15 protein-coding genes are annotated in these 13,952 nt (G+C 58.1%); 10 read left to right on the top strand and 5 right to left on the bottom strand.

Annotation, left to right across the window (positions count from 1 at the left end):
* Positions 1-173 precede the first annotated feature (173 nt).
* The 3 genes from thrS to yghU form a co-directional block, all read right to left on the bottom strand.
* Entirely contained in the window at positions 174-2,129 is a 1,956-nt protein-coding gene (gene thrS, locus L1065_RS03845; protein WP_237094116.1) for a threonine--tRNA ligase, read from the bottom strand.
* A gap of 193 nt (positions 2,130-2,322) precedes the next feature.
* Positions 2,323-3,027 carry a VIT family protein gene (locus L1065_RS03840; protein ID WP_237094115.1) on the bottom strand — a complete coding sequence of 235 codons (705 nt, stop codon included), beginning with the start codon at positions 3,025-3,027 and terminating at the stop codon, positions 2,323-2,325.
* Between the two features lie 35 nt (positions 3,028-3,062).
* Positions 3,063-3,917 (bottom strand): glutathione-dependent disulfide-bond oxidoreductase, encoded by an 855-nt coding sequence (gene yghU, locus L1065_RS03835; protein ID WP_237094114.1) that lies wholly within the window; start codon positions 3,915-3,917, stop codon positions 3,063-3,065.
* 232 nt (positions 3,918-4,149) lie between these two features.
* On the opposite strand from yghU, the gene L1065_RS03830 reads away from it, so the two are divergent.
* Complete coding sequence (locus L1065_RS03830; protein ID WP_237094113.1) at positions 4,150-4,350, top strand: hypothetical protein; 201 nt, start codon at positions 4,150-4,152, stop codon at positions 4,348-4,350.
* A gap of 78 nt (positions 4,351-4,428) precedes the next feature.
* Here the strand turns inward: L1065_RS03830 and L1065_RS03825 are convergent, their stop codons facing one another.
* Both L1065_RS03825 and L1065_RS03820 read right to left on the bottom strand, forming a co-directional pair.
* Entirely contained in the window at positions 4,429-4,857 is a 429-nt protein-coding gene (locus L1065_RS03825; protein WP_237094112.1) for an MAPEG family protein, read from the bottom strand.
* Between the two features lies 1 nt (position 4,858).
* Positions 4,859-5,599, bottom strand: coding sequence for an SRPBCC domain-containing protein (locus L1065_RS03820; protein ID WP_237094111.1), 741 nt, complete (start codon positions 5,597-5,599; stop codon positions 4,859-4,861).
* 150 nt (positions 5,600-5,749) lie between these two features.
* On the opposite strand from L1065_RS03820, the gene L1065_RS03815 reads away from it, so the two are divergent.
* From L1065_RS03815 to L1065_RS03775, 9 genes are all read left to right on the top strand, one after another.
* Complete coding sequence (locus tag L1065_RS03815) at positions 5,750-6,058, top strand: hypothetical protein (protein ID WP_237094110.1); 309 nt, start codon at positions 5,750-5,752, stop codon at positions 6,056-6,058.
* Positions 6,051-6,791 carry an alpha/beta hydrolase gene (locus L1065_RS03810; protein WP_370641133.1) on the top strand — a complete coding sequence of 247 codons (741 nt, stop codon included), beginning with the start codon at positions 6,051-6,053 and terminating at the stop codon, positions 6,789-6,791. The genes L1065_RS03815 and L1065_RS03810 overlap by 8 nt, the downstream gene beginning before the upstream one ends.
* 75 nt (positions 6,792-6,866) lie before the next feature.
* Positions 6,867-8,216: an MFS transporter gene (locus L1065_RS03805; RefSeq protein ID WP_237094108.1), complete on the top strand. Its 1,350-nt coding sequence runs from the start codon at positions 6,867-6,869 to the stop codon at positions 8,214-8,216.
* A complete protein-coding gene (locus L1065_RS03800) occupies positions 8,216-9,076 on the top strand; it encodes a carboxylesterase (protein ID WP_237094107.1) in 861 nt (286 codons plus the stop codon). The genes L1065_RS03805 and L1065_RS03800 overlap by 1 nt, the downstream gene beginning before the upstream one ends.
* A gap of 84 nt (positions 9,077-9,160) precedes the next feature.
* Complete coding sequence (hisD, locus tag L1065_RS03795) at positions 9,161-10,486, top strand: histidinol dehydrogenase (protein ID WP_237094106.1); 1,326 nt, start codon at positions 9,161-9,163, stop codon at positions 10,484-10,486.
* 75 nt (positions 10,487-10,561) lie between these two features.
* A complete protein-coding gene (locus L1065_RS03790; protein ID WP_237094105.1) occupies positions 10,562-11,530 on the top strand; it encodes an ester cyclase in 969 nt (322 codons plus the stop codon).
* A 17-nt stretch (positions 11,531-11,547) separates the two neighbouring features.
* Positions 11,548-12,174, top strand: coding sequence for a hypothetical protein (locus L1065_RS03785; protein WP_237094538.1), 627 nt, complete (start codon positions 11,548-11,550; stop codon positions 12,172-12,174).
* Positions 12,175-12,207: 33 nt separating this feature from the next.
* A complete protein-coding gene (locus L1065_RS03780; RefSeq protein WP_237094104.1) occupies positions 12,208-12,954 on the top strand; it encodes an SDR family NAD(P)-dependent oxidoreductase in 747 nt (248 codons plus the stop codon).
* On the top strand, positions 12,951-13,952 hold the full coding sequence (locus L1065_RS03775) for a LacI family DNA-binding transcriptional regulator (RefSeq protein WP_237094103.1): 1,002 nt from the start codon (positions 12,951-12,953) through the stop codon (positions 13,950-13,952). Before L1065_RS03780 ends, L1065_RS03775 begins: the two co-directional genes overlap by 4 nt.

The following is a 13,952-nucleotide window of genomic DNA, read 5'->3' as shown; positions in this document are numbered from 1 at the left end:
CCCTAGGTCAGACTGTCGCGGCAGCGCCATTCACGGGCGCGTGTGACACGGCTGCGTGAATATCCGCTATGAAACGGTGAACGGTGCGGCCCTTGTTTTTCAGGGCCACAGGAACGACTTGAAACAAAAAGCCCCGCTAAAACAGCGGGGCTTTGGTGTTTTGTTACAGATTTTCAAGCGTTGCGCTGATCAGGCGGCGTCGCATCAAGCGCCAATTCCGGAATCAGATCGGCAAGTGGTTGCACGGATGTCTGCTTTTCACCCAAGCGGCGCACCGACACTGTGCCGTTTTCCACTTCGCGCGCGCCACACGCCAGAATGACAGGCACTTTGCCAAGACTGTGTTCGCGCACCTTGTAGTTGATCTTTTCGTTGCGAATGTCGGCTTCGGCGCGGATGCCAGCGGCACGCAGCTTGGCGACGGTATCGTGCACATAGTCGTCTGCATCCGAGATGATGGAGGCGACGACCACCTGACGCGGGGCCAACCAGAACGGCAGTTTGCCCGCGTGTTCTTCGATCAGGATGCCGATGAACCGCTCGAACGAGCCTAAAGTTGCGCGGTGCAACATAACAGGGCGGTGTTTGTTGCCGTCCTGACCGATGTATGTGGCGTCCAGCCGCTCTGGCAGAACGAAATCAACTTGGTGCGTGCCGCATTGCCAATCGCGTCCGATTGCATCTGTCAGCACAAATTCCAGTTTGGGCCCGTAAAACGCGCCTTCGCCGGGGTTCAATTCGGGTTCGATCCCTGCGGCGCGGGTGGCTGCCAACAAAGCGGCTTCGGCTTTGTCCCAAACCTCGTCTGATCCCGATCGTTTTTCGGGACGGTCCGAAAACTTCACTTTGAACTCTTCAAACCCAAGATCGCGGTAAATGGTTGAAAGAAAGTTAATGAAGTCGGCTGTTTCGCTCTCGATCTGGTCTTCGCGGCAAAAAATATGCCCGTCGTCTTGGGTAAAGCCGCGCACGCGCATGATGCCGTGCAGCGCGCCCGAGGGCTCATAGCGGTTGCAGCTGCCGAATTCGGCCATCCGCAAAGGCAGGTCGCGGTAAGATTTCAGGCCTTGGTTGAAGATTTGCACGTGACACGGGCAGTTCATGGGTTTGAGCGCGTTCACGGCTTTTTCGCGGGCGTGTTCTTCGTCCACTTCGACGATGAACATGTTTTCTTGATACTTTTCCCAGTGGCCCGAAGCTTCCCAGAGTTTGCGGTCCACGACCTGAGGGGTGTTCACCTCGACATAGCCACCTGCGCGTTGCTGGCGGCGCATATAATCTTGCAGCTCGGTGTAGACGGTCCAGCCGTTGGGGTGCCAGAAAATCTGACCCGGCGCTTCTTCTTGCATGTGGAACAGATCCATCTCGCGGCCCAGTTTGCGGTGGTCGCGTTTGGCGGCTTCTTCCAGCATATTCAGATACTTGCGCAGATCTTCCTTGTTCTGGAAGGCCACGCCATAGATGCGTTGCAGCATCGCGCGGTCGCTGTCGCCGCGCCAATAAGCGCCTGCGACGGACATCAGTTTGAAGGCGTCAGCGGGCACTTGGCCTGTATGTTGCAGGTGCGGTCCACGGCACAGATCCTGCCAGTCGCCGTGCCAATACATGCGTAGGGGTTCGTTGCCGGGGATGGCGTTGATCAGTTCGACTTTATAGGGTTCGCCCCGGTCTTCGTAGTATTTGATCGCAACGTCGCGGTCCCAGACTTCGGTGCGCACGGGATCGCGCTTGTTGATGATTTCCTTCATCTTTTTTTCGATCAGCCCAAGGTCTTCGGGGGTGAAGGGCTCGGCGCGGTCAAAGTCGTAATACCAGCCGTTTTCGATCACGGGGCCGATGGTGACTTTGACGTCTGGCCAAATCTCTTGCACGGCGCGGGCCATGATGTGCGCAAGGTCGTGGCGGATAAGCTCAAGCGCAGGGGCAGCGTCCTTCAAGGTATTGATCGCAACGGAGGAATCAGCTTCAATCGGCCACTGTAAATCCCAGTGCTGATCGTTGACAGTCGCGCTGATGGCCTTCTTGCCAAGGCTTGTCGCGATAGAGCTTGCGACCTCTGCGGGGGTCACGCCAGCCGCATAATCGCGGACCGATCCATCGGGCAGTGTCAGGGAGATTTGGGCAGTCATTGTGCGGCCCCTTTCGTCAGTTTTGCGCCTACGAAGCGCACGGTTGCGGGTTGGGTTATGCGGGCCTTTTGGCCTGCCTGATCAAAGGCGTCAAGGCGCGAAAACGCATGTATGGCCTAGCGTCTGCTCACGGTATGGCAATGCGTCAGACGCTCGGCCAATCGCGGATCACGCAACACCTGCCTGATTTGCCCTAAACACTGACCCCGAACAGCCAGCCGATTGCGGCTGTGATGGCCATTGCCAGCACCCCCCATGTGACCACGCGCAAGGTGGCGGGCAGAAGCGGTGCGCCCCCTGCTGTGGCCCCAAGCGCCCCGAGAGCGGCCAGCGCAAACACCGTTACGATCAAGACGGTCGGAATGATGGCTGAGGCTGGCGCAAAGAAAGCGGCCAGCACGGGGATTGCGGCGGCCACGGTAAAGGTGGCCCCTGACGCGAGTGCGGCTTGCAACGGATTGGCGGTGTGGACCTCTGACAAGCCAAGTTCGTCGCGGATATGCGCGGCCAGCGCGTCTTTGTCTGTCAGTTCCTGCGCCACTTTGGTGGCGGTGGCCTGGCTCAGCCCGCGTTCGCGGTAGATTTCAACCAATTCGGCAAATTCTTCTTCGGGCATTTCGGCCAGTGCGACTTTTTCACGTTTGATGTCGGCGCGTTCTGTGTCGGATTGCGAGGATACCGAAACATATTCGCCAGCGGCCATCGACATGGCGCCAGCCACCAGACCTGCGATGCCCGCGATCATCACGGCGCGCGGGGTTGGGTCGGCGGCGGCGACGCCCACCACGAGCGAGGAGACAGAAACAATCCCGTCATTTGCGCCCAAGACAGCTGCGCGCAACCAACCTGTGCGGTTTACATAGTGGGGATCATCTGGGTGTGCGCTGGTGTCGGACATATCGGGCCTCGGTTAGGGTTACGCCCGCTACTATGCTATTCGGCTGCGGTTTTGTCTTTGGTCTTTGTGTCAAAATCCGAAGCGTCGTGGCGTTCGTGCAGTTGTTCATGCGCCTCGCCCCACTTGCGGTTGACCATGCGGCCGCGCTGGTAGGCAGGGCGCGACATGACCGTATCGGCCCAACGGTTCACGTGTTCGTAGCTGGCGGTGTCCAAAAATGTGGCGCTGTCGCCATAGAGCGCGCCTTGCACAAGTGCGCCATACCAAGGGGCAATGGCCATGTCGGCGATGGTGTAGTGATCGCCTGCGATGAATTCGAAGTCTTCAAGCTGCTGGTTCAACACGTCCAGCTGGCGCTTGGCTTCCATCGAAAAGCGGTTGATCGGGTATTCGAATTTTTCGGGCGCATAGGCGTAGAAATGGCCAAAGCCGCCGCCCAGATAGGGGGCAGATCCTTGCAGCCAGAACAGCCAGTTGAGCGTTTCTGTGCGCCCTTCGATATCTTGGGGCAGGAAGGCGCGGTATTTTTCGGCCAGATACAGCAGGATCGCGCCCGATTCGAACACGCGCACGCCGGTGGATTTGTCGAAAAGCGCGGGGATTTTGGAGTTGGGGTTTACGTCCACAAAGCCGCTTGAGAATTGATCGCCTTCGCCGATGTCGATCAGCCACGCGTCATAGTCAGCGGCGTGCCCTGCGGCCAAAAGCTCTTCTAGCAGGACCGTGACTTTGACGCCGTTGGGTGTGGCCAGTGAGTGAAGTTGCAAAGGGTGCTTGCCTGTGGGCAGATCCTTGTCATGGGTGGCCCCCGCGGTGGGTCGGTTGATCGAGGCAAACTTGCCCCCGTTTTCAGCATCCCATGTCCAGACTTTGGGGGGCGTATAGCTCATGATCGGGGTCCCTTGTTTATGCGTTTGGTTGGAAGGTAAGGCAGATTGGGTGGGATGCAATCCGATTGAAGGCCGAAGAGGGGCCAAATGCGAGGGATCGGCGCAAAAGCGTATACAATTGCATGCTGCAAAATCGACATTTAAGCGCAAAAAACCGACATTTGGGCTGGACGCTTTTGCTGCGGTGCGGTATTTCCTATTGGAAACAGCTGCTACATTTAGGGGATATCAGATGACCGCCTACAACAAAACGTTTGAGCTGACGATTGAAGATCTGGATGTGATTGAAACCGCGCTTTTGGAAAAGAAGCGCGAGTTGGCATTGGAAGATCAGGCCAGCGGCGACGCCCGCCAAATCCATGACTTGCTTGGTCGTCTGCACAATCAAAAGGTGTTCTACCGTCCCAAAAACGACGTCTATGTCGGTGGCTGAGGCCTTTATTCAGCGCAAAGCAAAAGCCGCCAGGTTTCGAGCGGCTTTTTTTATGGGCGTTTTATGCGTTGGGCGTTGTCAGGCCGCCGCGAACACGCTGTAGGCCATGATCAGGCAGCACAGCCAGCCCGCAACAAAGATCAACGGGCGCAGCGGCATGGTGGCCCATGCGGTGATGTAGCCGATGGCATGTGCGACGCGCAGCCAGAAAAAAGCGATGGCGGTCCAGTAGGTTAGCGCGGTGAACCCATCCAAACGGTCAACCAGAAGAACAAGGATCGCAAAGGGAACCGCCTGTTCCAGCAGGTTCATGTGCGCGCGGTAGGCACGCCCGACCCATGCACGGTGATTGCGGTGATTGCCCACGCGCACAAAGCCATCGGGGTGGTCGGCGGGCAGGGCCGTGTCATCGGCCGTGTTGACCCCGATAATATAGGGAATCCAAAGCGAGGCCGCGAGGATCATCAGGCAGGTCAGGATACCCAGTTCTGTTGGAAAGCTGTCCATCCTATGCCGCTCCTGTTGCGGCGGTTCGGCCTGTTTCAAGGAAGGTTTTGAGATTGGAGAGCATCCGCACCCATCCATCTGCGACACCGTCCTGACCTGCAGGGATGTCGTAGTGTTCCAGCGTCAGCTTGCAGTTTTCGCCATCGGCTTCGATCAGGTAGACAAAGCGCGACTGGGTCATTGTCGGGCCTTCCCACTTGGGGGCGAAGGTGGATTCGATGCGCGATTTGGGGTCCAGTTTGGTTTCAACCGTTTCGAGCATCAGGTTCCCGTCAGGGGTGTAATAGTCGATCCGTGCGCCATCGCGTCGGATGTCATTGGCCATGAAGTGGTAATTGGGCATTTGATCGGTCGAGGTGAGCGCATCCCAAAGCGCGTCTTGGGTGCAGCGAATATAGGTATGCATGACGAAGTCAGGTTTCATCTGAGCGGGCCTTTCGAGTTGGGTCTTGAGCGTCATGACGGCGCGGGCGGTAGGGTGAACGCGCATCGGTTCGACCCATCTGTCCATCGCCTCCATGATCGGCAGGGCGTTGAGGTAGTGATATTTGAAACGGCCATCTTTGCGGGTGGTGATTAACTGCGCCTTTTCAAGAAGTTGCAGGTGTTTCATCACGCCAAAACGGGTCATGCCATCGAGGGTCTTTTCAAGCTCTGTCAGGCTTTGTCCGTCCTTGCGGCGCAGAGCGTCAAGCAAGGTGCGCCGCGCGGGATCAGAGAGGGCTTTGAATATCTTATCCATGCTTTGACTTTAGGTGATTAAATAGTCACGTGACAATAGGGTAACTTATAAAACATGCTAATCACTTGAACTCACGGTCTTTTCTCGTAGGGTTCTGCCAGTACATAACGGCATGCTGGACACGCAGCCGCGCCAAACTTGGGGGATATCATGAAAAAAACGGCTTTGGCCTTGGGAGCGATTCTGGCACTTGGCGCCTGCGAGCTTGAAGGCGTATCAAGCACAACCGCACCCGGCACGCAAAGCGCACCCGCCGCAGCAGCAGGCGGCCTGCCAGATGCACCGCCCCCCACAACGGCGTCCAGCCGAGCGATTGCCGCGTTGCCAGACGGCGTTCCAGCCTCGGCGCTCTACCGATCGCCCAATGGGTGCTATTCTTATGCCGTGCGCTCTGAAGGCGGCTATTTGATCCCGCTGATCAGTGTAACCTCTGGCACGCAGGTCTGTGACCGTGTCTGACCCACAGATCTGGCACGCGCCCACGGGACGCAAGATTGCGTTTCACCAGACCGATGGCGACGGGCCGGGGGTGGTCTTTCTGGGTGGGTTCAAATCGGACATGGAAGGTTCTAAGGCGACGTATCTTGAGCAATGGGCCCGCGCGCAGGGCCGCGCGTTTTTGCGGTTTGATTATTCGGGGCATGGGCAATCGTCGGAAGAGTTCACGGCAGGGGCGATTGGCGATTGGTTCGAAGATGCGCTTGGCCTGATTGCCAGCCAAACCGATACGCCGCAAATTCTGGTTGGTTCGTCTATGGGCGGCTGGATTTCCCTGTTGATTGCACGGGCCAAACCGCGCCGCGTGCACGCGTTGGTGACCATCGCAGCCGCGCCTGATTTCACCGAAGATGGCTTTTGGGCCGGGTTTTCGGATGCGCAAAAGGCCGAGTTGGAGGCCAAGGGCCACGTGGCCCTGCCGTCAGAGTATGGTGAGCCATATATCATCACCAAGCGGTTGATCGTCGAGGGCCGTGCCAATCTGGTGCTGCGCGATCCGCTGGAGCTGCCATTCAAGGTGCGCGCCTTGCAGGGCACGGCAGATACATCCGTGAGCAGCCAGACTGCTTTGCGCCTGATGGATCATGTGACCTGTCCTGACTACCAATTGCTGATGGTCAAAGACAAAGACCATTCGTTTAGTGATGACGCGTGTCTGCCGCTGATCGTTTCCGCCATCCAACACGTGACCTAACGAAACGCTTTGGGACGGTTTGAAAGCCTGCTTAACCTTGTTTGACAGCTTGTCGGGACCTTGGGAGGGGACAGCATGGCATTAAGCTTGGGCGAAAAGGCGGGTTGGGGCCTGGCCGACATGGGCGTTGTGGTCTTTGTGGTGGTCAAGCAACTTCTGGTTCTGGCATTTCTGACCAATTATCTGGGCGTCCCGATTGGTGTGGCGGGAATGGTCACAACGGCTGTTTTGCTGTTTGATATGGTGACGGACCCGTTGATTGGATACCTGTCTGATCGGACAGACAGCCGCTTTGGGCGGCGCGCACCGTGGATGTTCTTTGGGGCGTTGGTTTTGGTGGCGGGTGTGATTGGCATTTTTGCTGTGCCCCAGGGATTTGGGACAACGGGCAATCTGGCGTGGGTCACAGGGTTTTTCATTCTTGCGACGGTCGGGTTTACCATGGTTGCCATTCCGTATGGTGCAATGGCAGGCGAAATCACCGATGATCCGCGGGAACGCAGCCAGATGACAGCGTGGCGCATGGGGTTTGCATCGCTTGGCATTCTGCTTGGTGGGGCCGTTATTCCCGTGCTTGCAGGCGATAGCCGCGAGGGGCATGTGTTTGCCGCCATGGCCGTTGCGCCGATTATCGTGGGTGCGATCTGGATCAGCATTTTCGCCACCCGCAAAGCGCCGCGTGAACCTCTGCCAAGCCAGCAGGCCTTTGCGCCGATGCTTGGGTTGGTCTTTGGCAATCGGGCCTTTGTTATCCTGGCGTTGCTTTACGGATTGATGACCATGGCAGTTGCGCTGATCACGGCGGGTTTGCCCTTTGCGGCGTTGTATCTGGTGGTCGATGACGGGGGCACGGCGCTGTCTGGCGTGGCGGCGGGGCTTGGGGTGTTGAGCCTGATGTTTGCGGCCTTTGTCGTGGGATCGATCCTGAGCCAGGCGGTCTGGGTTGTCTTGAGCCATCGCCTTGGCAAATCCGGGGCGCTGATGCTTGGGCTGGCGCTTTATATGGTGCTGCTCTACGGGCTGTTTTCGGCGCTGCCATCGGTGAATGTGACCCTGATTGCAGGGCTTTTTGTGCTAGCGGGCATGACCAACGGCGCCTATCAGCAAATCCCATGGGCTATGTATCCTGACCTGATGGATGTGACCAAACGCGAAACGGGTGCGGCCATTGAAGGCGCCTTTTCGGCGATCTGGCTTTTTGGTCAAAAGGCGGCCAATGCGCTGGCACCATTGGTGTTGGGCGGGATATTGCAGGCCTACGGCTGGCGCGAGACGACCATGGGCAGGGTCGAGCAACTGCCAGAGGCGATCACCGCGTTGCAGTGGTCTATCACGCTGGTGCCCGCGGCGGTGATGGGTCTGTCGATTTTGTTATTGGCGGTGCTGTATCGGCCATCGGCCAAACGCGTGCTGGAGGCGGTGTGATGCAGGTCCACGAGGTTGACGCATTTTTGGCCAAACGCGAAGCGGATGTGCCGCATTTGCGTCCCGATCAGCACAAACGGGTCATCTGGGCGGATAAGGCGGGCCAGCGCACCCCGATCAGCGTTGTTTTTGTGCACGGGTTTTCGGCCAGTTCGGGCGAGTTGCAGCCCCTGTGCGAGATTATCGCGCAAGCACTGGGCGCAAATTTGCACTACACACGACTGGCAGGCCACGGGCAGGACGGGGCCGCGATGGGGCAAGCCACGTGGACCGATTGGATGGCGGACACGGACGAAGCCCTTGCGGTGGGCCGCGCTATAGGCGAGCGCGTGGTGGTGGTCAGTTGTTCGACAGGTGGCACGCTTGTCACGCTTGCGCTGGCCCGGCAGGCGCGTGATATCGCGGCGACTGTCTTTGTGTCCCCCAACTACGGGATGACATCTGTTATTGCCCGTGCCTTGCTTGCCGCGCCTTTTGTGCGCAGGTGGGGGCCAATTCTTCTGGGGGCCGAACGCGGATTTGAGGCGGCCAATCCGCGCCACGCAACCTATTGGACCCTGCGCTATCCGACCAAAGCGGTCTTTGCGATGGATGATGCTGTGCGGGCCTGCCGCGGCGTTGATGTGTCAACCATCAAGACACCTGCGTGTTTTGTCTTTAGCGAAAAGGACCGTGTGGTGGATCCGTCGAAAACACGCGCGGTCGCTGCGGCATGGGGTGGGCCAGCCGAAGTGATGCCGCAAGAGGCAAGGCGCGGGGATGATGAGAATGCCCATGTTCTGGCCGGCGATGCCCTTTCGCCGCTGTCCACAGAACCGATTGCAGAGGCCGTTCTGAGGTGGCTTGAGCCGCATGTGTAGAAAATTGCATAGGTTTGCAAAAATCACTTGAGCGCTTGCTTGGCCCCGCTATTGTAGCCCCAGACATATTTGGGGGAGGCTGAGATGGCTGAATATTTGAAGCGCGGAAAATCCGAAGCGGACCGTGCAACAGACGATGCAAAAGTCCGTAAATCGGTTGAGGATATTTTGGCAGATATCGAAGGGCGCGGCGATGCGGCCGTGCGCGACCTGAGCCAGAAATTTGATGGCTACAGCCCCCAAGCCTTTGCGCTGACGCAATCCGAGATTGAAGCGGCCATGTCAAAGCTGAGCAGCCGCGAGATTGATGATATCAGGTTTGCGCAAGATCAGGTGCGCAACTTTGCCCAAATCCAGCGCGACAGCATGACCGATGTCGAGGTCGAGACGATGCCCGGTGTGGTGCTTGGCCATAAGAACATCCCTGTGCAATCGGTGGGTTGCTATGTGCCGGGTGGCAAGTTCCCGATGATCGCAAGTGCGCATATGTCTGTGTTGACCGCCAAGGTGGCAGGCGTGCCGCGCGTTCTGGCCTCGTCCCCGCCTGTGAATGGCGCGCCGCACCCTGCGGTGGTCACGGCGATGCATCTGGCAGGGGCTGACGAGATCATGATTTTGGGCGGCATTCAGGCCGTGGGCGCGATGGCGATCGGCACCCAAACCGTAACGCCTTGTGATATGATTGTAGGGCCAGGCAATGCTTTTGTGGCCGAAGCCAAACGCCAGCTTTACGGGCGTGTCGGCATTGATCTGTTTGCAGGGCCAACAGAAACCTGCGTGATCGCGGATGAAACAGTGGACGCCGAGATTTGCGCGACAGATTTGTTGGGCCAAGCCGAGCATGGCTACAACAGCCCCGCGGTGATGATCACCAACAGCCGCAAACTGGCCGAAGAAACCATGGCCGAAATCGCGCGGATTTTGGAAATTCTGCCAACAGCCGAGACAGCCCGCGTGTCGTGGGAGGACTATGGCGAGATCATCCTTTGCGACAGCTATGACGAAATGCTGGCGGTCAGCGAAGAGATTTGTTCAGAGCATATTCAAGTGATGACCGACCGTGATGATTGGTTCTTGGAGAATATGACCAGCTATGGCGCGTTGTTCTTGGGGGCGCGCACGAATGTGGCCAATGGTGACAAGGTCATCGGCACAAACCACACGCTGCCAACCAAGAAAGCCGGGCGTTACACAGGTGGGCTTTGGGTCGGCAAATTCCTCAAGACGCACAGCTATCAGAAAGTGCTGACCGATGAGGCGGCAACGCTTGTCGGCGAATACGGATCGCGCCTGTGCATGATGGAAGGGTTCGTCGGTCACGCCGAGCAATGCAACGTGCGTGTGCGCCGCTACGGTGGCATAAACGTGCCATATGGTGCGGGTGCGCCTTACCGTGACGCAGCGGAGTGAATGGCACGGGCAGACCGGGGCGCTGCCCCGGACCCCGAGGTATTTTGCCAACAATGAATTGAAAAGGGGGAGGCCATGAGCCTGTCGATCGTGGCGCCTTTGGATGCGTTGCAGGCCTGTGATCTGGGCCAAGCACAGCGGGCCTTTCGTGCGATTTTCACGGCTGATGCGCAGGTCAAGCTGGCCCATCCGTTCGAGAGTTTGAGCGTTGATGCGTTCTGTGACGGTGCTTTGGCGCAGCTGTATGAAGCCTTCCCCGATGTGGAGCGGCGCGTCTGGATCTCGATGTGTGCGGAAGATACCAACGGTGCGCTTTGGATTGGGCAGGGCGGCCATTACGCGGGCCTGTTTGCGGCCCCGTTTCTGGACATACCCCCGACACGGCGTTGGGCGCATATGCGCTTTCACGAGTTTTACCGCGTCGAGGGTGGCCGGATTGTGGAAATGCAGGCGATCTGGGACATTCCCGAGGTAATGATGCAGGCGGGTGTTTGGCCTTTGTCGCCCTCGCTTGGGCGCGAGATGATGGTGCCCGGACCGATGAGTTGTGATGGGCTGCAGATTTCTGGAGATGGCAGCCGCGCGATTCAGGTGGTGAGTGATATGCTGGAGGGGTTGTCGCACAACCGCGAGGGCGAGGCGGCGATGCGGCTGGATCACTACTGGCATCCGCGGTGCAGCTGGTACGGGCCTGCGGGCATCGGCACGGCACGGGGGATCAAAGGGTTTCGCAACCACCATCAAATCCCGTTTCTGAACGCCATGCCAAATCGCGTTGGTGGCAAGGCGACGGGGCATCTGTTTGCCAGTGGCGATTACGTCGGGTTTACCGCGTGGCCTGGTATGAAGATGACGCTGGATGGCAGCGGCTGGTTGGGCATTCCGCCTGTGAACAAGGATCTGACGATGCGCAGTCTTGATTTTTGGCGCGTGGATCAGGAGGGAATGATCCGTGAAAACTGGGTGTTGGTGGATCTGTTGCATGTTTACGACCAGCTTGGTGTTGATGTTCTGGCGCGGATGCGCGAGATGACGCAGACATGAAGCGTGCGCCCGCGAGCATGAGGGGGTTGGAAAACCTGGGCCGTGTGCGGCTGTCCAAGTCGTTCTACATGCGCGATATGCTGTATTCCGAAATCAGCAATATCCACGGCGTTCCCAATGTTCCTGACCGTCCTGATGTGGCGATTGAGCGGGGCAGGGCGTTTTGCGAGACGATCCTTGAGCCGATGCAAGACACTTTTGGGCGGTTGGCCATCCGCTCGGCGTATCGGTCGGCTGCGGTGAACAGATTTGGCAATGAAAACAACCTCAATTGCGCGCGCAACGACAACCCCGACGAGATACATGTCTGGGATTATCATGACGATGCCCATGCGGTTGCAGGTGCGTCTGTCGTTGTGCCGTGGTTTGCTGATCAATTCGAAAAGGGACGTGATTGGCGCGACCTGGCGTGGTGGATACATGATCATCTGTACTATTCGAACCTGTGGTTTTTCCCGAAACTGGCGGCGTTCAACATCGCTTGGCGGCCCGTGCCTGTGCCCAAGATCAACAGCTATGCCGCGCCCAAGGGCAGCCTGCTGCGTGCGGGGCAGGAGCCTGATGAGACCGTGCAGATGCGTCAAAAACGCTATGCTGATTTCCCGTCCTTTAGGGGTATTGCCAGCCCTGTGAGGCCTCGTTAATCTGATTTTGCAAACCTATGCAAAGGACTTCAGATGCTGCCCAAGACCCCTTCGTTTCGCCTTGATGGAAAGCGTGCTTTGGTCACTGGCGGCTCGCGCGGCATCGGGTTGGGCAGCGCCGTCGCCTTGGCAGAAGCGGGCGCCCATGTGGTGATTGCGGCGCGCAGCGCGGATGAAATTGCGGCCTCTGTGACGGCAATGACGGATGCGGGGCTGAGCGCAGAAGGCCTGCAGCTGGACGTCACGGATATGGCCGCTGTCAAAGACGCTCTGGCCACGCCTGTGGATATTTTGGTGAATTCGGCAGGGCTGGCCCGACATTCGCCTGCATTGGATACGCTTGAAGATGATTTTGATGCGGTGATGCAGATTAATGTGAAAGCGGCCTATTTTCTGGCGCAGCAAGCGGCAAAAGGCATGCAAAACGGCGGGTCGATCATTCAGATCAGCAGTCAGATGGCGCATGTGGGCGGGATTGATCGCGCGGTGTATTGCGGCACCAAACATGCGGTTGAGGGCATGACCAAGGCGATGGCGATTGAATGGGGCGCACGTAACATTCGGGTCAATACCGTATGCCCGACGTTTGTGCGCACAGCGCTGACTGCACCCACATTTGAGGACCCTGAAAAGCGCGCATGGATTGAGCGGATGATCAAGCTGCCCCGCGTGGCCGAGGTCGAGGACCTGATGGGGGCTGTCTTGTTTTTGGCATCTGATGCCAGTGCGATGGTGACGGGCACGTCGTTGCTGGTCGATGGCGGGTGGACGGCGGAATGAACCGTAAAGTGACCTCTTTGGATGTGGCTTTGCGCGCAGGTGTCAGCCAATCGGCCGTCAGCCGTGTTTTCAGCGGGGCCAGTGCCAGCAAATCGACCCAGAAGAAAGTGCGAGAGGCGGCCGAAGCCCTCGGGTATCGTCCGAACCGTCTGGCGCGTGGTCTGATCACGGGGCGCAGCCGGATTATCGGCCTGGTTGTGGCCTATCTGGATAACCAGTTTTACCCCGACGCGGTTGAGCGGTTGAGCAATGTTTTACAAGAGCAGGGCTACCATATCCTTATTTTTACCGTGCGCGGGCATGGCGAGCATGTGGAAGACACGTTTAATCAACTGTTGGACTACCAAGTGGACGGGATTATTGCCGCCAGTGTCGGGATTTCAGATGAATTGACCGATAAATGCGCGGCAGCGGGCATTCCTGTCGTGCTGTTCAACCGTGGTCATGAGGGGCGCACGCTTAGCCATGTGACCAGCAACAACCGTGCGGGGGCGGCCAAAATAGCGGAGTTTCTGGTTGCAGGCGGTCACACGCGGATCGGGCATGTGTCGGGTTGGATGGGCTCGACCACGGGTGTGGACCGCGCGCTTGGATTTGCCCAAGGACTGGCGGATGCGGGTGCGACACTGGTAGGGCAAGAGGACGGTATGTACCGCCGCGATGTCGCAGCGGAAATGGCGGAAAAACTGGTTGTGGATCAAGGGTGTGATGCCCTGTTTGTGGGAAATGATCACATGGCGTTTGGCGTGATGGATCACCTGCGCGGCACGCTGAACCTGAGGATCCCTGACGATGTCTCGATTGTCGGCTACGATGACGTGTCGATTGCAAGTTGGGTCGCTTATGATCTGACCACCTTGCGCCAGCCCACAAACCGTATGGTGAGTGCGACAGTCGACACCCTGATGGGGTTGATCGAACGCACGGGCGACACACAGCATATTGAAATTGATGGGCCGCTGATGATCCGCAGCTCTGCACGTAGACCCAAAGGATAG

It is taken from the genome of Nereida sp. MMG025 (assembly GCF_021654165.1).
Lineage (GTDB): Bacteria > Pseudomonadota > Alphaproteobacteria > Rhodobacterales > Rhodobacteraceae > Nereida.
Note: the sequence above shows the minus strand (reverse complement) of the source record. Positions and strands in the feature narration are given on the sequence as shown.